Origin of the sequence: Streptomyces sp. NPDC090025 (assembly GCF_044748125.1) — a bacterium.
Classification (GTDB): domain Bacteria; phylum Actinomycetota; class Actinomycetes; order Streptomycetales; family Streptomycetaceae; genus Streptomyces.
The window spans coordinates 66892-86902 of sequence record NZ_JBIVFL010000022.1 but is presented as its reverse complement, the minus strand read 5'-3'; the positions used below and the strand labels follow the sequence as shown (position 1 = coordinate 86902).

General features: G+C 74.1%; 15 protein-coding genes, 2 tRNA genes and 1 other RNA gene. 10 read left to right on the top strand and 8 right to left on the bottom strand.

Annotation, left to right across the window (positions count from 1 at the left end; all coding sequences use genetic code 11):
* Position 1 precedes the first annotated feature (1 nt).
* Entirely contained in the window at positions 2-913 is a 912-nt protein-coding gene (locus ACIPXM_RS33920) for an alpha/beta fold hydrolase (protein ID WP_401663554.1), read from the bottom strand.
* Entirely contained in the window at positions 910-1884 is a 975-nt protein-coding gene (locus tag ACIPXM_RS33915) for a DUF5937 family protein (RefSeq protein ID WP_401663552.1), read from the bottom strand. The genes ACIPXM_RS33920 and ACIPXM_RS33915 overlap by 4 nt, the downstream gene beginning before the upstream one ends.
* 112 nt (positions 1885-1996) lie before the next feature.
* Between ACIPXM_RS33915 and ACIPXM_RS33910 the strand changes: the two genes are divergently transcribed.
* Positions 1997-3256, top strand: coding sequence for an MFS transporter (locus tag ACIPXM_RS33910; protein WP_401663550.1), 1260 nt, complete (start codon positions 1997-1999; stop codon positions 3254-3256).
* Between the two features lie 88 nt (positions 3257-3344).
* Positions 3345-3668: a hypothetical protein gene (locus ACIPXM_RS33905; protein ID WP_401663547.1), complete on the top strand. Its 324-nt coding sequence runs from the start codon at positions 3345-3347 to the stop codon at positions 3666-3668.
* Here ACIPXM_RS33905 and ACIPXM_RS33900 read toward each other — a convergent pair.
* Complete coding sequence (locus ACIPXM_RS33900) at positions 3639-5120, bottom strand: hypothetical protein (RefSeq protein WP_401663545.1); 1482 nt, start codon at positions 5118-5120, stop codon at positions 3639-3641. The two genes, ACIPXM_RS33905 and ACIPXM_RS33900, sit on opposite strands and share 30 nt — an antisense overlap.
* A gap of 413 nt (positions 5121-5533) precedes the next feature.
* On the opposite strand from ACIPXM_RS33900, the gene ACIPXM_RS33895 reads away from it, so the two are divergent.
* Both ACIPXM_RS33895 and ACIPXM_RS33890 read left to right on the top strand, forming a co-directional pair.
* Positions 5534-5875, top strand: coding sequence for a hypothetical protein (locus ACIPXM_RS33895; RefSeq protein ID WP_401663542.1), 342 nt, complete (start codon positions 5534-5536; stop codon positions 5873-5875).
* Positions 5872-6210, top strand: coding sequence for a type II toxin-antitoxin system PemK/MazF family toxin (locus tag ACIPXM_RS33890; RefSeq protein WP_401663539.1), 339 nt, complete (start codon positions 5872-5874; stop codon positions 6208-6210). The genes ACIPXM_RS33895 and ACIPXM_RS33890 overlap by 4 nt, the downstream gene beginning before the upstream one ends.
* 20 nt (positions 6211-6230) lie before the next feature.
* Here ACIPXM_RS33890 and ACIPXM_RS33885 read toward each other — a convergent pair whose 3' ends face one another.
* Both ACIPXM_RS33885 and ACIPXM_RS33880 read right to left on the bottom strand, forming a co-directional pair.
* On the bottom strand, positions 6231-8654 hold the full coding sequence (locus ACIPXM_RS33885; protein ID WP_401663586.1) for a helicase C-terminal domain-containing protein: 2424 nt from the start codon (positions 8652-8654) through the stop codon (positions 6231-6233).
* Between the two features lie 261 nt (positions 8655-8915).
* Positions 8916-9003, bottom strand: a tRNA-Ser gene (locus ACIPXM_RS33880).
* Positions 9004-9122: 119 nt separating this feature from the next.
* Between ACIPXM_RS33880 and ffs the strand changes: the two genes are divergently transcribed.
* The 6 genes from ffs (at position 9123) to ACIPXM_RS33850 (ending at position 17655) form a co-directional block, all read left to right on the top strand.
* An RNA gene (gene ffs, locus ACIPXM_RS33875) (signal recognition particle sRNA small type) lies at positions 9123-9221 on the top strand.
* A 69-nt stretch (positions 9222-9290) separates the two neighbouring features.
* Positions 9291-11456: a DNA polymerase III subunit gamma and tau gene (locus ACIPXM_RS33870; protein ID WP_401663537.1), complete on the top strand. Its 2166-nt coding sequence runs from the start codon at positions 9291-9293 to the stop codon at positions 11454-11456.
* A 61-nt stretch (positions 11457-11517) separates the two neighbouring features.
* Positions 11518-12768, top strand: coding sequence for a phosphoribosylamine--glycine ligase (gene purD / locus ACIPXM_RS33865; protein WP_401663534.1), 1251 nt, complete (start codon positions 11518-11520; stop codon positions 12766-12768).
* A gap of 325 nt (positions 12769-13093) precedes the next feature.
* Positions 13094-14833 (top strand): hypothetical protein, encoded by a 1740-nt coding sequence (locus ACIPXM_RS33860; RefSeq protein ID WP_401663532.1) that lies wholly within the window; start codon positions 13094-13096, stop codon positions 14831-14833.
* Positions 14834-15118: 285 nt separating this feature from the next.
* Positions 15119-16582 carry a N,N-dimethylformamidase beta subunit family domain-containing protein gene (locus ACIPXM_RS33855; protein WP_401663530.1) on the top strand — a complete coding sequence of 488 codons (1464 nt, stop codon included), beginning with the start codon at positions 15119-15121 and terminating at the stop codon, positions 16580-16582.
* Positions 16583-16743: 161 nt separating this feature from the next.
* Positions 16744-17655 carry a phosphoribosylaminoimidazolesuccinocarboxamide synthase gene (locus tag ACIPXM_RS33850; protein WP_401663528.1) on the top strand — a complete coding sequence of 304 codons (912 nt, stop codon included), beginning with the start codon at positions 16744-16746 and terminating at the stop codon, positions 17653-17655.
* 127 nt (positions 17656-17782) lie between these two features.
* On the opposite strand, the gene ACIPXM_RS33845 is transcribed toward ACIPXM_RS33850, so the two are convergent.
* The 3 genes from ACIPXM_RS33845 to ACIPXM_RS33835 form a co-directional block, all read right to left on the bottom strand.
* Positions 17783-17858 (bottom strand) — tRNA-Gly (locus ACIPXM_RS33845).
* 22 nt (positions 17859-17880) lie between these two features.
* On the bottom strand, positions 17881-18534 hold the full coding sequence (locus ACIPXM_RS33840) for a response regulator (protein ID WP_401663526.1): 654 nt from the start codon (positions 18532-18534) through the stop codon (positions 17881-17883).
* Entirely contained in the window at positions 18531-19856 is a 1326-nt protein-coding gene (locus ACIPXM_RS33835) for a sensor histidine kinase (RefSeq protein ID WP_401663523.1), read from the bottom strand. Before ACIPXM_RS33835 ends, ACIPXM_RS33840 begins: the two co-directional genes overlap by 4 nt.
* Between the last annotated feature and the right edge of the window lie 155 nt (positions 19857-20011).

The window sequence follows — 20011 nt, the reverse complement described above, 5'->3', positions numbered from 1 at the left end:
TCTAGGTGTTGGAGCGCGCTCCAGCGCAAGGGCTTTCGGCCACGGCGCGGGTGGGGGCGGCGAGGAAGTCGCGGACCAGGCGGTACAGGGTCTCGGGCTGCTCCAGGTGCAGGTCGTGACCGGCGTCGGGCACGCTCACGGACCGCATCCGGTCGGGCTGCAGCCGGGCCATCTCGGCGTGGTCGGCCGCGCCGATGATGCCGTGCCGGCCGAGGACGACGAGCACGGGCACGTCGATCGCGGCCCACTCCCGCCACCACGAGCGGGTGGTGTTCTCGCGCAGCGAGGCGATCAGGATCTCGGGGTCGAACCGGGGGCGCAGTCCGTCGTCGTGCGGTTCGAGGCCGTCCGCCCAGGCTTCCCCTACGGGGCCGCCGCCGAGGTGGGCGACGGCCGCCTCGCGGGAGGGGAACGGCACCGGCCAGCCGCGCAGCCAGTCGGCGACGGCCTGGAAGCTCTCGGGGTCGTCACGACCGGGCCCGGCCTCCACGAGCACCGCCCCGGCCACGCCCCCGGCACCCGTCCCGGCGGCGAGGAGCGCCGCATGTCCGCCGTACGACTGGCCGATCAACACCACACCGCTCAGGCCGAGTTCGGAGATGACGGCGTCGATGTCGGCGACGTAGGCCGCCCGGGACACGTCGGCGGGGCGGCGCTCGCTGGCGCCGTGGCCGCGCTGGTCGAGCGCGAGCACGCGGTGCCCGTCGGCGCGCAACCGGCGGGCCAGGTCGTCCCATTCGCCGCAGTGCCCGGCGAGCCCGTGCAGCAGGAGCACGGCCGCCGCCCCGTCACCACCTTCGCCCCCGCCGACGCCCCAGTCGCGGAGGGAGAGCCGTACCGCGTCTTCGGGCCCCTCCCCCTTCCGTACGAGGACGCGCTCGGTCCATTCCACCCCCTGGGCCCGCCCCGTCACGCGTACTCCTTGCGGGCCGTGTCCGGGCAGAGCAGCGCGTCGGCGACGGCCGTACGGGCGTAGAGCACCGAGCGGCCGGTGCGGTGGGCGCTGACCAGACCGGCGTTGCGCAGGGCCACCAGGTGCTGGGAGACGGCGGGCGCCGAGAGGCCGAACGCGGCGGCGAGCTGGGTGGTCGAGGCCGGGGTGTCCAGCTCGGCGAGGAGCAGCGCGCGGGAGCGGCCGAGCACCCCGGCGACGGCCTCGGTGGCGGTCGTGACGGTACGGGGTTCCCACAGGTTGCCGATCCCCCGTGCGGGATAGGCGAGCTGGGGCGGGTCGGGGGCGACGGAGCGGGTCAGCACCCGGGGCCAGATGAACGCGGACGGTACGAGCAGCAGCCCGGCCCCGGTCTCGTCGCGGTGGAGCGAGCAGGCGCGGCGGACGAGCAGCAGGGTGCCGTCGTCCCACCGGACGGTCTCGTGGAGTTCGCCGAGGACCCGCGCGGAGCCGTGTTCGGCGACCTGCCGGGCGCGGTGGAAGACGTCGGCTTCCAGGACGGCCCTGATGCGCGCCCAGTAGGGGGCGAGGGCGACTTCCCAGTAGGCGAGGATCTCGTCGGCGAGCCGGTCGAGGTCGAGCTGTTCGGCCGGGATGCCGAGGCCGAGCAGGGCGAGGTCGGGGCGGAGCTGTTCGACGGGGGTGCGGCGGATCGCGTCGAGCTCGGCCTCCAGGGTGGGGAACGGCCCGGCGGGGGTGGGGTTGAGGAAGTCGGCGACGTAGCCGTCCGCGGGGATCAGCCGGGCGAGCAGGCCGCGGTCGAGTCCGGCCCTGCGGAACCGGGGGCGTACCTGCTGGGCCCAGGAGCGGTGCAGCGGCGGGTCGGTGTCGGCGAGGAGCAGCCGGTAGCTGGTGATGACCTCCCACATGGGGGAGACCGCGAAGCGGGTCTGGGCCAGGTCGGCGGCGGAGAAGCTGAGTCCGGTGTCCATGTGCGGTGGTGTGCCCCCTGGTCGGAACCCCGTGACACCCCCTGCGGCACGGTCGATTCGGCCTGAGCTTAATCATTGGAGGGGTGGTGGCCCAGCCCCGCAAGCTCTCGCCATGCCCTCCTCCTTCAGCAATCTGCCGTCCGTGGTCTGGACCCTGTTCGCCGGGACCGTGATCAACCGCCTCGGGTTCCTCGTCACCCCGTTCCTCGTCTTCTTCCTCGCCTCGCGCGGCGTCACCGGCGCCGGGACCAGCTATGTGCTGGCCGCGCTCGGTGCCGGAAACCTGATCGGCCCGGCCGTCGGCGGGGTCCTCGCCGACCGGATCGGACGGCGCCCCACGATGCTGATCGGTCTGGTCGGCTCGGCGGTCGCGCAGGGCGCGCTGTTCGTGGCGCCCGGGGTGTGGACGATGGCCGCCGCCGCGCTGCTGATCAGCGCCGCGGGGATGGCCGTCTCGCCCGCCTCGTACGCGCTGATGACCGACGCCGTCGACGCGGAGCACCGGCAGCGCGCCTACGCCCTGTTCGGCTGGGGCGTGAACATCGGCACGGCGGTCGCCGGTGTCCTCGGCGGCTTCCTCGCCGCCCAGGGCTACTGGCTGCTGTTCGCCGTCGACGCCGGTTCGATGCTGCTGTTCGCCGGGGTGGTGGCCGTCCGGCTGGCCGAACCGGCGCGCGGCCCGCGGCCCGCCGGTGAGGGCCTCGGTTACGGCGTGGTGCTGCGCGACCGGCTCGCGCTGCTGCTCCTGCCGCTGTTCGGCGCCCAGCTGTTCGTCTACTCGCTCACCGAGGTCGCCCTGCCGCTGGCGATCCGCGACCACGGGCACTCGCCCGCCGTGTACGGCACGGTGGCCGCGCTGAACGCGATCCTGGTCGTCGCCCTCCAGCCGTTCACCACCGCGCGGCTCGCCCGGCTGCCGCAGATCCCGGTGCACGTGGCGGGCAGCGCCCTGATCGCGCTCGGGGTGGCCCTGACGGGGATCGCCGACGGGGTCCTGGGGTTCGCGGTGTCGGTGGCCGTCTGGTCGCTCGGCGAGGTGGTGGTCGCGGGCATCGGCGCGGCGGTCGTCGCCAACCTGGCCCCGGCCCACGCCCGCGGCCGCTACCAGGGCGCCTTCAGCTGGACCTGGGGCGTGGCCCGGTTCGGCGCGCTGACCCTGGGCGTGAGCGTCTACACCGGGATCGGCCCGGCCGCCCTGTGGTGGACGGCCCTGGTGGTGGGCCTCGCGGCGGCGGCCGGCACGCTGGCCCTGACCAGCCGGGTCACGGCCCGCACCCGGCCGGAGCCCGCCCCGGTCCCGGCCGCCCCGACCCCGACCCCGACCCCGACCCCGGCCGCGACCCCGGTCGGCGAACTGACCCCGGCGGCCTGACCCCGACGCGACCAGGCCCGACGAGGCCCGGCCCGACGCGCTGTCCGCCGTCCCACCGGCCGCGCCCCGCTCCTCCTACGCTCCTCGGATGACCGCGTACGAGAACGAGATCAAGCTGAAGGCCATCGCCGCGCTGACGGCACTGCGGGGCGGCGTCGAGGAGAGCCTGGCGTCCGACCTGCTGGGAGAGGTGATCCCGGTGCGGTTCGCGGTACCGGACGGGGCGGGCGCCGAGGAGGTGGGCCTCGCGGTGCTCGCCCAGCTTTCCGAACCCCTCAGCGCCCTGGTCAACGGCTTCATCCTGGCCTTCGACACCGTCGCCCAGGCCCACGACGCCACGGGCGCGGGGCCGGACACCGAGACGCTGCTCCAGGAACTGGCGCTACGGCTCGCGGGCGACGAACTGGGCTGACGGGGACGGGGAGGGCGCGGAGGCGGTGGGCGGAGGTTCGTCGCCCCGGAGGACCTCCCCTTCGGTCGCGGTCCCGGTCGCGTTCTCTGTCTTCACCTCCGGCGACTGCCGGGGGGTCGGGATCCCCACGGGATCGGGAGTCGCGGTTCGTACGGGATCGGGGGCCGGGATCTCGACGGGATGGGTGCAGCGCCACAGGGCCTTCGTGCCGGTCCCCGCGCGGACCGTCTCCTTGAAGCCCTGCTGGTCGCAGCGGGTGCAGGCGTCGATGACGGCGCGGTCGTACACCCGGCGGATGTCCTCGCGCAGCGTGCGGAGGCCGTCGAGCGCGAGGGGAGCCCGGTGCCAGCGGGGCACGTCGTACGCGGAGATGTCGTAACCGCACTCGATCGCCTTGCCGATCCGCGTCTTCAGGCCGGTCACCGAGGCGGACGCCGCCTCCGGGGCCCCCACCCCGGGGGTCTCGTCCCGCCAGGTCGCCGCGGACCGGGCGGCGCCCCAGGCGAAACAGAACATCTGGCCCGTGCTGTACCCGTGCTCGAAGCCCTTCCGGATGATGCCCGCGAGCTCGTCGCGGCGCGCCTCGGGCGTCTCGGGACAGCTGTGCTGCCTGCCGAGCACGCCGTTGAGGTAGGCGATCACGTCCGCGGTCTCCGCCTGGGCGGTCAGCGTCCTGAGCGCTTCGCGGGCGGCCGCTCCGTCGGGGCCCGGCCGGGTCAGGAGGGTGTACGTGATCTCCTCGGCGCGTGCGCGCCTGGCGGCGGGTCCGCCGACGAGCCGCCAGGCGACGTCCGCGACGTAGAAGGTGACGCCTTCGTCGTCCTCCGTGGGGAGGAACGCCTCCGTGGGGCTCTCCCGGGCGAGGGCGAGCAGACCGGCGGCGTACAGGCTCAGGAGGAACTCGCCGTCCTGCTCGGTGTCGCCGGTCCAGCCCAGCGGGCCGACGGCGGTGAGACTGGGGAGGAGGTTGCCGGGACCGCCGGTGGCGTGCTGGACCAAGGCCGCATAGAGGGCCAGGGCGCGCGGGTCCACCTCGGCGAGGGGGCCGGCCGGCTCGCTCTTCGCGTCCTCGTCCTTCAGCGCGGCGCCGATCAGCCGCTCCACGCGCTCCTGCTCGGCGCGCCTGGCCTCCTCGGCACGCTGCCGCCGCTCGTCCTCCTCCTGCCGCTGGACCGCGGTGCAGTCCGGGCAGAGGTACGGGGGAGCCTCGGCGTCGAGGTGTTTCCCGCCGATCTTGTTGGCCCAGGAGCGGTTGGTGACGGCGATCGGTTCGGAGCAGTTGGCGCACGGGCAGTCGAGCAGCACGGCATGGGAGTGCCCGGTGGCCACCGCACCGACGTCCCCGGTGACCCCGATGCTGCTCACGGTCCTGGCCCAGGTGCCGTTCTCCTTGACCTCCCAGTAGAGCAGGCTGATCCGCCGCGCCTCCTCGGGAGCGTCGTGCCGGATCACCACGCGAATCCGCGGAGCCCCCACCGGAAACTCCCGCACGACCGGCCCCGGGGCCCCCACCCGCTCCCGCCTGCGGCGGCGTTCGCGCCTACCCATGTGTCTGTCCCTGGTCCATATGGGGATGTTGGCGTACTTCGACTGCCGACACGATGGATTTCCGCCAATTGCGACAACACGCGCAGACGAAACAAAACGAACACAAGGGCGGGATCGGGGTGCGTGTTCGGTCCGACGGGATGTGGCGGGGCGCGCCGGAACACGACGAGGCGGTCGGCCGGGCCGCTTGCCTGGTCCCGCTCGCAGCGTTCCTGGCCTTGCCTGAGCGGGCGGCGGTCCTTCGGGGATGCCTTGACCAGGCCGGTCACTCGCCCCACACTATGTGTATGACATTTGTACGACAGGCTGGAGGAGGCATGGATACCGCAGCAGCTCCCAAGAGGAAGGCAGCCAAGAAGGCTGCCGCGACGGCGACGAGGCGAAATGCAGCGGCTGTGCTCGGGCCCAGTCGGTTGGCGCAGGTCCGGCTCCGTGGCGATGAGATGCAGGCCCTTCAGGAGGTCATGCGGACACTGAACCTCACCTCGACCTCGGACGCTCTTCGCGAAGGGCTTAGGCTCCTCGCGCGGGAAGCGGCCGAGGTAGGGGCGGCCGAAGAGATCCGCGCCTTCTACCAGGAGCAGGGTGCGCCTCTGCCTGACGGCGTGGTCGAGCCGAGTGACGCGGAGCTTGCGGCAGCAGACGAGATGCAGTGGTGAGTCCAGGCACGGCGCTTCGCGGCGAGGTGTGGGTGTGCGCGCTGCCACAACCAGTGGGGCCGCACCCCGTCGTCGTCCTCACCGTCAACCGGATCGCTGAGCCGCTCGCTTCGGTGACGGTCGCGCTGATCACGGGTACGTCAGGTCCCCAGGTCACCCATGTCCCGATCGGGCCTGACGCCGGGCTGACGAAGCACGACGAGTCGTACGTGAACTGCGCGGACCTTCACACGGTGGCGAAGTCGCGGTTGCGACGGAAGCTGGGCCTGCTCGCTCCGGGGGAACTGCACCGTGTGGAGGACTCCGTCCGTCTGATCCTCGGGCTGCAGCGCTGAACTTGTGCGTGCGGCCTCGCCTACACCGGCATGACGCCTTGGATGCGGGACAGAGTGAAGACCCGTTCGGCTTCACGCAGGTGGCACCAGGCTTCGAGGTAGGGCGGGTCGAGTTCGAGGCGGCTGAGGGTGCGCACCGTGCGGTTGCCGGAGGTGGCGGCGTATTCGACGGTGAGGGGTGTTCCCGTGTCGATGGCGTGGGCGAGCTGGCGGACATCGGTGTAGGACAGCCGCTTCGCCCACCCGGCGACGATCTCCTCGGTGTCGGTGCCGAAGGGGACCCCGCTGCCGAAGGGGTCGGGGTCCGGGGTGGTGGGCGGGGCGGTGAGCAGGCGGGCGGCCAGGGCGTTCGGGTCGGGGGCGGCCGGTGTCCTCTCGGTGTGATGGACCGCGCTGTGGCGGTCGGCGCCCTTGCCGGCCTTTCGGAGGGTCGGTACGGCGGCGGCCCTCTGCGATCGGGTCTTCTCGATGCGTACGGTTCCGTCGGCCGTCTCGGCGACGGGGGCGTAGCCCTCGGCCCGGAGCGCGGCGAGGGTCGTCTCCAGCGGGCTGCGGCTGACCAGCACCGTGGGAGCCAGCTGTCGCAGGCCGAGTTCGGCGAGCTTGCGGTGGGCGGCGAGCTCGGCGAGCAGCGCCGGCTCCTCGCCGTGGATGACGCAGGCGGCGGGGGCGACGCGCACGCGGCCGTGACTGCGTGCGGTGTCGGCGATGAGATACGACAGGGGCTGGGGCAGCGGTCCGGTGGTGACGGCGGCCAGATCGGCTGTGAGGTCGTCCGGTGTGTGCCCGGCGTCCAAGGCCCGGCGGACACTGCCGGTACTGAACCGCCACACCGAGGCCGTGCCGCTGGTCTCGCGGTCGGCGACGGAATCCAGCAGCGCGGCGAGTGGCGCGGACGGCGTGCCGGTGACGATTGCGGTGAGGTCGGCACCGATCCGGGCCGTTCGGGTAGCCGTGGGCAGGAGCTCTCGGCAGGTAGTGGCCAGTCCTGCCGGGTCGTCTTCCAGCAGGGTGCTACCGAGGGGGGACAGCGCGCCGCGCGCGAGTACGCCGACCAGCTCGGCCTCGCGGATCAGAGCGGCGAACGGTGTCCCGTCCAGGGGCGACGCGTCGGCGAGCGGGCGATGCCAGGCCACCAGCGGCCCCAGGTCCGCGGCGGTGGTCGCGCCGCGCCCCGCCGGAAGCTGCGACGCCGCGTGGAGCAGCCCGCGCCGGGCCTGCAGGCAGCCGCCGCAGGGGGGTGCTCCCGCGAGGGCGGGGAGCGCCTTGTTGTCCTCGTCACGCGCTTGGGTGGGGGTGAGCGCCAGGCTGTGCCATGCCTGGAGCAGTACGGCGAGTCGCCCGGCGGGCTCCTGCTCCGCCCAGGCGTCGTATGCCCCGGTGGGCGCCATACGGTCGCCGTCCCGGCCGAGCAGTCCGGCGGCGTACGCGGCTTCCAGGGTGAGGCGTACGACGGCGTCGTCGGCCTGGGACGCCTTGCCGATCCGGGCCAGTTCACGGGCGCCGATCCCACCGGATTTGAGTCTGGCCGGCGGGGACACCGAACAGGCAGCCAGAACCGACGCGGCCTGGGAGGCGAACGCCGTGGCCGCGGCTGCGGCCTCCCGCTCCACCTCGGCGGAGCCGACGGCCACCGATCGCACGGAGGGCGGAAGGGGATCGAACGGGGCGTGCCAGTCCGGCCCGCGCAGTGCCAGCGTGACTTCGACGGGCATGCGCGCGGGGCCGTACCGGTGGCGGTCCACGATCAGGAGCCCCCGGTCGAGTGCCCATCGCGCGCCGGGTTCGAGGTCGGGCCCGGGTGACCCGAACATGATGAACTGCCGCTGCCCCGCCGTGGAGTCCGCTCGGCGGGCAAGCAGCTTCCGTGTGATTGCGGGTGCCCGTGCCACCAGTGTGGCGATGGCTTGCGGGTCGCTGTGGTGATCCACCAAGGCCGCCAGGCGCTGCTGCTTGGTGCCGGGTGGCTTGATGCCGAGGGTGACGAGCATGGTGCGCAGCTCGTCCGAGGGCACGCCTGCCAGCAGCTTCTCCAGAGGGGTGTCCAGCCCCAGGGGTGAGTCCCACGCTTGCCGCAGGGGTGAGGCCATGCGGAGCGCTCCGGTGTCGTCCGGCCACACCAGTGCGTGATCGGCCAGCATCGCCAGCGTGGAGTCCAGCCCGCGGGCGGCTTCGCTGTCCGTCGCCCCCAGCAGCTTCGCCAGGGCATCGTGCGACGCCGGTTCTCCCAGTGCCGCCAGCGCCTCGGCCCCTTGCAGGCACGGCAGGGGGAGCCGCGGCAGGGCCACCGCTACCGATCCCGGGCGCTGGAGGCGGTCCGCCAGTTCCCCCACCGTCCGCGGCTCCGGAGATGACGCCGTGTCCTTCCGCGCGGCGAGCACGCGTGCCAGGCGCGGAGCGTCGAGGCTGCCCAGCCAGGACGCCAGCGTTGATCGGGATTTCATGGGGCACCTCGTCGAACCGCGCCGGAGCAGCGCCGAAGCCGCTCCGGCGCAGACTTCAAGGATGGCGCCTTCGCCGGGTTCGCGGGTGCGGAACGGAAGGTGTTCCTCCCCGATAGCGGCGCCTGGAGGGCGGCCTCGCCCACGTATGAACCGAAAGATGCTGTACTGATGCGATCTAAACGCAACCAGAAACGCGACCACGGCACGACGAAGGCCCCGCTGCGAGCAGCGGGGCCTTCGACATCGTGCCCGGTGAGGCACTGGCGGAGGATACGAGATTCGAACTCGTGAGGGGTTGCCCCCAACACGCTTTCCAAGCGTGCGCCCTAGGCCACTAGGCGAATCCTCCGGCGCAAACATTACATGACTCCGGGGGGTGCTCACGAACCCGATCGGCGGAGGTCCGTCGAGGTGGGGTGCGCGGGGGAGGGGGTGGGGCGGGTGGGGGTGGGGATCGGGTACCCTTGGCGGAGCCCCTCACGTGGCGCTATCTGACTGAACTCCCCCAGGGCCGGAAGGCAGCAAGGGTAGGTCGGCTCTGGCGGGTGCGTGGGGGGCGCTTGCGTTTTCCGGGGAGAGCCGTGGGGGTCGGCCGTCCGGCCCGGTTTGTCGGTGGGCGCCTATAACCTCGTACACGTGTCGTCTCTCGCGCTGTACCGCCGCTACCGCCCGGAATCCTTTGCCGAGGTCATCGGGCAGGAGCATGTCACCGACCCGCTGCAGCAGGCGCTGCGGAACAACCGGGTCAATCACGCGTACCTGTTCAGCGGGCCGCGCGGCTGCGGCAAGACGACCAGCGCGCGCATCCTCGCGCGCTGTCTGAACTGTGCGGAGGGTCCCACCCCGACGCCCTGCGGGAAGTGCCAGTCCTGCCAGGACCTCGCGCGCAACGGGCCGGGCTCGATCGACGTCATCGAGATCGACGCCGCCTCGCACGGTGGTGTGGACGACGCCCGTGACCTGCGCGAGAAGGCGTTCTTCGGGCCCGCGTCCAGCCGCTACAAGATCTACATCATCGACGAGGCCCACATGGTCACCTCGGCGGGCTTCAACGCCCTCCTGAAGGTGGTCGAGGAGCCGCCGGAGCACCTCAAGTTCATCTTCGCGACGACCGAGCCCGAGAAGGTCATCGGGACCATCAGGTCCCGGACCCACCACTACCCGTTCCGGCTCGTCCCGCCCGGCACGCTCCGCGAGTACCTGGGCGAGGTGTGCGGCCGGGAGGGGATCCCGGTCGAGGACGGCGTGCTGCCGCTGGTCGTGCGGGCCGGTGCCGGTTCGGTGCGTGACTCGATGTCCGTGATGGACCAGCTGCTCGCCGGCGCCACCGACGTCGGTGTGACGTACGCCATGGCGACCTCCCTGCTCGGCTACACCGACGGTTCGCTGCTCGACTCCGTCGTCGACTCCTTCGCCTCCGGCGACGGCGCCGCCGCCTTCGAGGTCGTGGACCGTGTCATCGAGGGCGGCAACGACCCCCGCCGCTTCGTCGCCGACCTCCTGGAGCGGCTGCGCGACCTGGTGATCCTCGCCGCCGTGCCGGACGCCGCCGAGAAGGGCCTGGTCGACGCCCCCGTCGACGTCATCGAGCGGATGCAGGCGCAGGCGTCGGTGTTCGGCGCCGCCGAGCTCAGCCGCGCCGCCGACCTGGTCAACGCCGGGCTCACCGAGATGCGCGGCGCCACCTCGCCGCGGCTCCAGCTGGAGCTGATCGTCGCGCGCGTGCTGCTGCCCGCCGCCTTCGACGACGAGCGCTCCCTCCAGGCGCGCCTCGACCGGCTGGAGCGCGGCGCCGCCGCCGCGCCGCCCGCCGCCGTCTTCACCACCAGCTCGCCCGCCCCGCAGATGGGGTACGTGCCCGGGCCCGACGCCCATGTGCAGGCGCCCGCGCCGACGCAGCAGGCCCCGGCCCCGGCACCCGCGCCCGTGCAGCAGGCCCCCGCCCCGGTCCAGCCGCCCGCGCCCGCACCGGTCCAGCCGCCCGCGCCCGCCGCCCCGGCCCCCGGGGCCTGGCCCGGTGCCGCCCGGCCCGGCGGCGGGACCCCCGGCGCCTGGCCGGGAGCCGGGGGCGGGTCCGCCGCGCCCGCGCCCGCCCCCGTACCGGCGCCGCAGCCCACCGCCCCGGCCCCGCAGGCCCCCGCGCCCGGGGGACCGGCCCCGGCCGGGAACATGGCGGCCGGCGCGGGCCAGGTGCGGAGCATGTGGCCGCAGATCCTCGACGCCGTGAAGAACCGGCGCCGCTTCACCTGGATCCTCCTCTCGCAGAACGCGCAGGTCGCGGGCTTCGACGGCACCACCCTCCAGCTCGGCTTCCTCAACGCGGGCGCCCGCGACAACTTCGCGAGCAGCGGCAGCGAGGACGTCCTGAAGGCGGCCCTCGCCGAGCAGTTCCAGGTGAACTGGAAGGTCGAGGCGATCGTCGACCCGTCCGGCGGCGCCAACCCGCCGCCCGCCGCGGGCGGCGGTGGCGGCTTCGGCGGTGGCGGCGGATACGGCTCCGGTGGCGGCGGGGGGTACGGCTCCGGCGGCGCCGGCCGCCCGCCCGCGCCCGCCCCCGCGCCGCAGGCCCCGGCGCCCGCCCCCTCGGCGCCGCCGCAGGCGGCCGCCCCGCAGGCCGCCGCGCCCGCGCCCCAGCACGCCCCGGCGCCCGCGCCGGTGCCGCAGGGACCGCCGCCGGTCGCCCCCGAGGACGACGTGCCGGAGGAGGACGACCCGGACCTCGTGGACTCGGCGCTGTCCGGTCACGACCTGATCGTGCGCGAGCTCGGTGCCACGGTCCTGGAGGAATACACCAACGAGTAGCGCCGTCTCGCTCGGTGGCCCGCACAAGGACCGGTCCGCGCCGCGGGCTACCCTGGCTGGCGTGAAGGTCCTCGTCATCGGCGGCGGCGCCCGCGAACACGCCCTGTGCCGCTCCCTCTCCCTCGATCCCGACGTCACCGCTCTGCACTGCGCGCCCGGCAACGCCGGGATCGCCGAGGTCGCCGAGCTCCACCCGGTCGACCAGCTCGACGGGGCGGCCGTCGCCCTGCTCGCCACCGAGATCGGTGCCGGGCTCGTCGTCGTCGGCCCGGAGGCCCCGCTCGTCGCGGGCGTCGCCGACGCCGTCCGCGCGGCCGGCATCCCCTGCTTCGGCCCGTCCCGAGAAGCGGCGCAGCTGGAGGGCTCCAAGGCGTTCGCCAAGGACGTCATGGCCGGCGCCGGGGTCCCCACCGCCCGCAGCTACGTCTGCACCACCCCTGAGGAGATCGACGAGGCGCTCGACGCCTTCGGCGCTCCGTACGTCGTCAAGGACGACGGTCTCGCCGCGGGCAAGGGCGTCGTCGTGACCGACGACCTCGCCGCCGCCCGCGCGCACGCGCTGGCCTGCGACCGCGTGGTCATCGAGGAGTTCCTGGACGGCCCCGAGGTCTCCCTCTTCGCGATCACCGACGGCGAGACCGTGCTGCCGCTGCAGCCCGCGCAGGACTTCAAGCGCGCGCTCGACGGCGACGCGGGCCCCAACACCGGCGGCATGGGCGCCTACTCGCCGCTGCCGTGGGCCGACCCCAAGCTGGTCGACGAGGTCATGGCGACCGTGCTCCAGCCGACCGTCGACGAACTGCGCCGCCGCGGCACCCCGTTCGCCGGGCTGCTCTACGCGGGCCTCGCGATCACCAGCCGCGGGGTGCGGGTCATCGAGTTCAACGCGCGGTTCGGCGACCCGGAGACCCAGGTCGTGCTCGCCCGTCTGAAGACCCCGCTCGCCAGCGTCCTGCTGAACGCCGCCAACGGCACCCTCGACAGCGAGCCGCCGCTGAACTGGCGGGACGACGCCGCCGTCACCGTGGTCGTCGCCTCCCACAACTACCCGGACACCCCGCGCACCGGCGACCCGATCGAGGGCCTGGCCGAGGTCGCGGAGCGGGACGCGCCGTACGCGTACGTGCTGCACGCCGGGACCCGCCGGGACGGCGACGCCGTCGTGAGCGCCGGTGGCCGGGTGCTCTCGGTCACCGCCACCGGAACGGACCTGTCGGAGGCCCGCGAGCGTGCCTACGCGGCGGTCGGCCGTATCCGTCTTGACGGCGGACAGCACCGCACGGACATCGCCGAGAAGGCCGCGCGGGGCTGACGGCCCCCTGCCGTACCGGCGCCGTACGACGTCGAGCGGCGCGGTCGCACAGTGAAGCGTACGACCGCGCCACCGTCATCACCTTTGCCCAAAGCCATTCCATCGGGTGACGACTCGCCCATCTGGATGACGCCCGCCGACACCCCAACTAGGGTGCGGCGGAGGCATTCCCGGGGAAGCTTCCGGGGTGCCACCGAGGCGTTCCCGGGAGAGTCCGGCACTTGGCCCACCGACATTGCGATGTCAGTGACGGGTGCCACAGTGGGGGAGTGAGCAACACCGCCACGGGCAGTCCCATCGAGGGCAGGAGGGGGTGAGGTACGGCGTGACAGCCACCGGATCCGCGGTCGGCGAGGAGCTCGGCGCGCGCGCCGCCCGCGTCCGCGCCCTCGCGGTGCTCAGGGTCCGCGGCAGGGCCCTCGGCGTCGCGGTGCTCCCCGCCGCCGTCGCCGTCGTCCTGTACGCGGGCGGGGTCACCGGCCACCTCACCGGACCCGGCTGGGACACCGCCCGCTGGGTGACCGCCCTGATCGCCGTGGTCGTGCTCCTGGTCGCCGCCGCCGTCGCCCTCGTCGTCGCCAGGTCCAGGCCCGCCGTGACCCCGACGGTGGAGCTCACCGAGCGCCAGGCCCCCGACCTCTACCGCCTGGTGCGCGACCTCGCCGACCGGCTCGGCGTGCCCGCGCCCTCCGCGATAGCCCTGACGCCCGACTGCGACAGCTGGCTGGAGGACCGCTCCCACCCGGCGCACGCGCGCGGCGCCCGCCGCGCGCCCGGCGCGGCCCCCGAAGCGCCGGTCCTCGTCATCGGCTCGCCGTTCATGTGGTGGATGCGCGTCGCCGAGCTGCGCGCCGTGCTCGCCCCGGTCGTCGCCGGTACGGGCCCGGCCGCGCACCCCGACATAGCCGCCGCCCGCCGCTTCGTGCGCGGCCTCGACGCGGCCGTCGCCGCACCCGACACCCCCGGCCTCGACCCGCTGCGCAGGCTCGGCGCCCGGGGCGTCGGCCGGCTGGCCCGGCTCATGCTCCAGGGCTGCCGGGGCCACGCCGCCGAGATGGAGCGCGGGGTCGCCGCGGCCGGTTCGGAGCGCGCCCAGGCCGTGGACTACGGGGTGCGGATCGTCGCCCAGGAGCAGGTCGGCCTCGCCTACGCGGGCTGGGACCGGCTGCTCACCCGGGTCGCGCTGCCCGCCTGGCGGATGGGCCGCTGGCCCGCCCGGCTGGACGCCGGAGTGGTGTCGGCGCTCACCGAGCTGTCCCGGCGCGACCGGCTGGCCGACGGCTTCACCTCCCGGCTCGGCGAGCGCCCCGCCTGCGACCTCCTGGAGGAGCCGGGCACGGTCGACGCGGCGACCTCGCTGCTCGCCGCCCGCCTCTTCCACGGCGCCCCGGCCGAACCGGGCCCCGACTGGGCCCCGGTGGAGTGGAGCGAGTACGCGGAGGAGGTCGTCGACCGCAAATGGCGCGCCGACGCGGCCCGCCTCCACCAGGTCCTCGACCGGCTCGGCGCCGGCACCCCGGCCGGCCCCGGCCCGACCGGGGGCGCGGTGACCGACGCGCCCACCCTGGCCCGGGTGATGAGCCACCTGACGGCCGCGCCCGGCGCCGTACGGCCCGAGGAGCGGGACGCGTACGACGAGCGGCGCGGCGCGTACGACGACGAACCGGACCTGGCCGGGGCCGGGGCCGGGACGGCGGCGGCCGAGGTGCTCGCCGCCGCGCTCACCGCGCAGACCGTGCGCGAGGAGGAGCGGCGACCGGTCGTGCCCGCCGCCGAGGGCCCGGACGGGCCGCTGCCGCTGTTCCCGCTCCAGCCGCCCCGCACCGGGCGTGACCTGCTCGCCGACCATGTGACGGCGATGGTCTGCTGCGCGGCCGTCGACACCGCCGACGCGGCGCCCGGCCTGGACTGGCTGGACGGCCCCGCCCTGCTGCTCGGGGGCAGCCGGAGCACCGACCTCGCCCCGGCCGTGCTGTGCCTGGTCGAGGACGGCGACCCGGAGCCGCTGCGGGCCTGGCTGACCAAGGCCGGGGTGCGCCCCGAGAAGCCGGTCCGGCTGGTCTGACCCCGGCTCGGGGCGCCGCTCGGGGTGCCCGCTCGGGGCGCCCGCTCCGGAGGGCCGTCTTCCACTCTCGCCGATTCACGACGAACGGTGACGGAGTGCGCGCGTTATGTGATGTGCTGGAGACCGGCACTGACAGAGGCAGGATCCAGCGGCAAGACCACGGCAGGACCACGGCAGGACCACCGGCAGGAACGGCCGTACAGCCGAGAAGTCGAACAGCCGAGAAGCCGAACAGTCGAGGCAGTCGAGACCGGCCGACCGGGGGAGTCGAGGGAGGGGCGCGTCATGGGGGCGGAACAGAACAGGCGGCGGTGGGAGTCGGGCGCGCTGGCCCACGCCGTGTCGGATCCGTTCGGACAGGGCCCGCTGCCCTGGCTGCGCGGTTCGGAGAACTATTTCGACGACACCGGTCAGATGGTCCCGTGGTACGCGGACGAGACCCTGGCCAGGGGCGGCGCGGGCGGCCCGCGCACGGCCGACGACGTGCACGGCCAGATCAAGGGCTTCGTCTCCAACGCGGCCGTGGCACCCGGCGAGGCGATCGATTTCCACGTCACCGTGGACCCGCCGCAGCAGTTCTCGGTCGACATCTACCGGATCGGGCACTACGGCGGCGACGGCGCCTCGAAGATCACCACCAGTCCGCGGCTCGCGGGGATCGTCCAGCCCGCGCCGCTGACCGCCGACCGGACCGTCTCCTGCCACCACTGGTGGCAGTCCTGGCGGCTGCAGGTCCCGAGCTACTGGTCGATCGGCGCGTACGTCGCCGTGCTCACCACGGTCGGCGGCTACCGCTCGCACATCCCGTTCACGGTCCGCGACAGCCACCCGGCGGACCTGCTGCTCGTACTGCCGGACGTGACCTGGCAGGCGTACAACCTCTACCCCGAGGACGGGCACACCGGCGCCAGCCTCTACCACGCCTGGGACGAGGAGGGCCGGCTGCTCGGCGAGGGCGAGGCGGCGGTCACCGTCTCCTTCGACCGCCCCTACGCGGGCGCGGGCCTGCCGCTGCACGTCGGCCACGCCTACGACTTCATCCGCTGGGCCGAGCGGTACGGCTACGACCTGGCGTACGCGGAGACCCGCGACCTGCACGCGGGCCGGGTGGACCCGAGCCGCTACCGGGGCCTGGTCTTCCCCGGCCACGACGAGTACTGGTCGGTGCCGATGCGCCGGACCGTCGAACTCGCCCGTGACCAGGGCACCTCGCTCGTCTTCCTGTCCGCCAACACCATGTACTGGCAGGTGGAGCTGTCGGCCTCGCCGTCCGGCGCGCCGGACCGGCTGCTCACCTGCCGCAAGCGGCGCGGCCCCGGCCGCCCGGCGCTGTGGCGGGAGATCGACCGGCCGGAGCAGCAGCTGCTCGGCATCCAGTACGCGGGCCGGGTGCCCGAACCGCACCCGATGGTCGTACGGAACGCGGACCACTGGCTCTGGGAGGCGACCGGCGCGGGCGAGGGCGACGAGATCGCGGGCCTGGTCGCGGGCGAGGCCGACCGCTACTACCCGCGCACCCCGCTGCCCGAGCACCAGGGCCGCATCCTGCTCGCCCACTCCCCGTACCAGGACGGCGAGGGCGCGACCCGGCACCAGGAGACCAGCCTCTACCGGGCGCCGTCCGGGGCGTGGGTGTTCGCGTCGGGGACGTTCGCCTGGTCACCGGCGCTCGACCGGCCGGGCCATGTGGACGCCCGGGTCCAGCGGGCCACGGCCAACCTCCTCGACCGGATCTGCAAGCGCGACTGAGCCGGGACCGAGCCGCGCGCGAGCCGGGACTGGGCCGCGCGCGAGCCGGGATCGAGCCCATCCGGAGCACGGGCCGGGCGGCGGGGCCGCCCCGCGCGTCCGCCCCGTCCGGATGTGCGAGAGAATCGGAGCGCTCCTGGATCTACCTACGCGGAGGAACCGTGTCCGGATTCGTAGAAAAGCCCGAACCCGTGCAGGTCCCGGGCCTCACCCATCTCCACACGGGCAAGGTCCGCGATCTCTACCGGGACGAGGCCGGCCGCCTCGTCATGGTGGCGAGCGACCGCATGTCCGCGTACGACTGGGTGCTGCCCACCGAGATCCCCGACAAGGGCCGGGTGCTCACCCAGCTCTCGCTGTGGTGGTTCGACCGGCTCGGCGACCTCGCCCCGAACCACGTCCTGTCGACCGAGCTCCCGGCCGGCGCCCCCGCCGACTGGGCGGGCCGCACGCTGATCTGCAAGTCCCTGAACATGGTCCCGGTCGAGTGCGTGGCCCGCGGCTACCTCACCGGCTCCGGCCTGGTCGAGTACGACGAGTCCCGCACGGTCTGCGGCCTCGCGCTGCCCGAGGGCCTGTCCGACGGCTCCGAGCTGCCCGCGCCGATCTTCACCCCGGCGACGAAGGCGGCCGTCGGCGAGCACGACGAGAACGTCTCGTACGAGGAGGTCGCCCGCCAGGTCGGCGCCGAGACCGCCGCGCTGCTGCGGCAGTCGACGCTCGCCGTCTACGGCCGGGCCCGGGACATCGCCCGTGAGCGCGGGATCATCCTGGCCGACACCAAGTTCGAGTTCGGCTTCGAGAGCACCGAGAACGGCGACCGGCTCGTGCTCGCCGACGAGGTGCTGACCCCGGACTCCTCGCGCTTCTGGCCGGCCGACCAGTGGCAGCCGGGCCGCGCCCAGCCGTCGTACGACAAGCAGTTCGTGCGCGACTGGCTGACCTCGCCCGCCTCGGGCTGGGACCGCAAGAGCGAGCAGCCGCCGCCCGCGCTGCCCGCCGAGGTCGTCGAGCGGACCCGCGCCAAGTACCTGGAGGCGTACGAACTCCTCACCGGCCAGACCTGGTCCTGACGGACCGCCCCGGCCTCAGGGGCCCCGGGAACCCCGGGATCCCCTGAGGCCGCGCCGCTCCGCCCGCTCCACACGGAGTGCGCGCACACGAGAAAGCCCCCGGTCGGATCGACCGGGGGCTTCTTCATGGAGCGGACGACGAGATTCGAACTCGCGACCCTCACCTTGGCAAGGTGATGCTCTACCAACTGAGCCACGTCCGCATGCGCCGTAGCGCGCTGCTTACTATACCCAACCTTTCGCGCGGGCGAGACGCACGGCCGTGTGACGGTTCTCCGCACCGAGTTTGGCGGCGGCGGAGGAGAGGTAGTTGCGGACGGTTCCGGGGGAGAGCGAGGCGCGCTTGGCGATCTCCGCCACCGGTGCCCCGTCGGCGGCGAGTTCGAGGACCTCGGCCTCGCGGGCGGTGAGCGGCGAGTCCCCGGAGGCGATCGCGTCGGCGGCCAAGTCGGGGTCCACGTAGCGGTTTCCGGCGTGCACGGTACGGATCAGCTCGGCGAGCCGCTGGGCGCTGACGGTCTTCGGGACGAAGCCGCGGACGCCCGCCGCGAGGGCCCGCTTGAGGTGCCCGGGGCGGCCGTGGCTGGTCACGATCATGGTGCGGCAGCCCGGGAGTTCGTCCCGGATCGCTGTGGCGATCGTCACACCGTCGGCACCCGGCATCTGGAGGTCGAGCACCGCGACATCGGGCCGGTGGGCCCGGGCCATCGCGAGCGCCTCGGGTCCGGTGGCCGCCTCGGCGACGACCGCGAGATCGTCCTCCAGGGCGAGGAGTGCGGCGAGCGCGCCCCGGATCAGATGCTCGTCGTCGGCGAGCAGCACCCGTACGGGGCCGGGCGGCCGCTCCTCGGTCCGCGCCGCCCTGCCGTGCTCGGTCATCGGGCCATCTCCTCTTCCTCTCCGGAGTCCGCTCCGGACTCTTCGCCGAATTCCTGGCTCCGCGCGGCCCCGGGGTGCTCGCCCCGCGGCACGGTCGCGGTGACCGTGAACGCGTCCGTACCGTCCGTACCGTCCGGCCCGGCGGCCAGCTCCCCGCCGACCCGGCCGAGCCGCTCCCGCAGCCCCGCGAGCCCCGAACCCGCCCCCGGTACGGCCGTCACCGCGCCCGCCCCGTCGTTCGTCACGGTCAGCACCACCGCCCCGTCCGGCTCCCTCCGCAGGGTGATCGCGCAGTGCCGGGCGTCGCCGTGCCGCAGCACGTTCGTGGTGGTCTCGCGGACCACCCAGCCGAGCGTCGACTGCACGGCGGCGGGCAGGTCGAAGGGGGGCGCGTCGACCGTGCAGACGATCCCGGCGGCGCCGAGGACGCCCCGCGCGCCCTCCAGCTCGACCCGGAGATCGGCCTCGCGGTAGCCGCGCACCACCTCGCGCACCTCGCGCTGCGACTCGCGGGCGATCCGCTGCACCTCGGTCATCTGGTCCACGGCGGCCTCGGGCCGGCCGCGCCGGGCGAGCTGGACGGCGAGCTCGCTCTTGAGGGCGATCACCGACAGGTTGCGGCCCATGACGTCGTGCAGATCGCGGCCGAACCGCAGCCGTTCCTCGGCGACCGCGAGCCGGGCCTGGACGTCCCGGGCCTCGCGCAGCTCCCACAGCACGCCGAGCGTCCACAGCGAGAGCCGCACGGTGAGCGCGAGCCAGCCGCTGCACAGCGCGACCACCACGACGGCGAGGACCGAGCGGGGCGGGCCGATACCGGTGAGCATCGTCAGCGGCAGCAGCGCGCAGGCCACCAGCGCCTGGTGGAGGGCGATGGTCCGGATCCGGACGACGAGGGAGTGCCCGCAGAAGAAGGGGACGAGGGTGGCGCCGAGCCAGCCGGGCAGCCCGCCCGCGCCGAGCGGCGCGGTGGCCGACTCGGCGAGCACCGCCCCGGCGGTGAGGGCGGCGGCGACCGCCGACGCCACCGTCTGGTGGCGCGGGACGGTGGCGCCCGGGCGCAGATAGGCGCTCATCGCGGAGCGCAGGAAGCGGTGTCCGAGGACGCCGTTGGCGAGCACGAGGACCGGGGCGGCCAGGACCAGGAGCAGCGGGGAGTGGTGCCGTACCGGTTCGGTGAGGCAGATCAGGAAGGTGACGAGCACGGCGACCCACAGCAGCATGTAGGCGGTGACGCGGGTGTACGTGTCGACCTTCGCCAGGCCGCTGCGCCCGCGCCAGCTCTTCATCCTGTTCATCCGCACCGCCATGTCCCCGCTCATCGCCCGCCTCCCGTCCCCCGCACCTGGATCCTGGATCCCGGATCCCGCACCTGGATCCCGGATCCCGCACCTGGATCCCGGATCCCGCACCTGGATCCCGGATCCCGCACCTGGATCCCGGATCTCGGATCCCGGATCCCCGCTCCCGCCATCGT

What these genes read in the sequence shown, in the direction of transcription:
- ACIPXM_RS33915 (WP_401663552.1), bottom strand. Translation starts at nt 1,884, where the DNA reads ATGGACACCGGACTCAGCTTCTCCGCCGCCGACCTGGCCCAGACCCGC.
- ACIPXM_RS33910 (WP_401663550.1), top strand. Translation starts at nt 1,997, where the DNA reads ATGCCCTCCTCCTTCAGCAATCTGCCGTCCGTGGTCTGGACCCTGTTC.
- ACIPXM_RS33905 (WP_401663547.1), top strand. Translation starts at nt 3,345, where the DNA reads ATGACCGCGTACGAGAACGAGATCAAGCTGAAGGCCATCGCCGCGCTG.
- ACIPXM_RS33895 (WP_401663542.1), top strand. Translation starts at nt 5,534, where the DNA reads ATGGATACCGCAGCAGCTCCCAAGAGGAAGGCAGCCAAGAAGGCTGCC.
- ACIPXM_RS33885 (WP_401663586.1), bottom strand. Translation starts at nt 8,654, where the DNA reads ATGAAATCCCGATCAACGCTGGCGTCCTGGCTGGGCAGCCTCGACGCT.
- ACIPXM_RS33855 (WP_401663530.1), top strand. Translation starts at nt 15,119, where the DNA reads ATGGGGGCGGAACAGAACAGGCGGCGGTGGGAGTCGGGCGCGCTGGCC.
- ACIPXM_RS33840 (WP_401663526.1), bottom strand. Translation starts at nt 18,534, where the DNA reads ATGACCGAGCACGGCAGGGCGGCGCGGACCGAGGAGCGGCCGCCCGGC.
- ACIPXM_RS33835 (WP_401663523.1), bottom strand. Translation starts at nt 19,856, where the DNA reads ATGAGCGGGGACATGGCGGTGCGGATGAACAGGATGAAGAGCTGGCGC.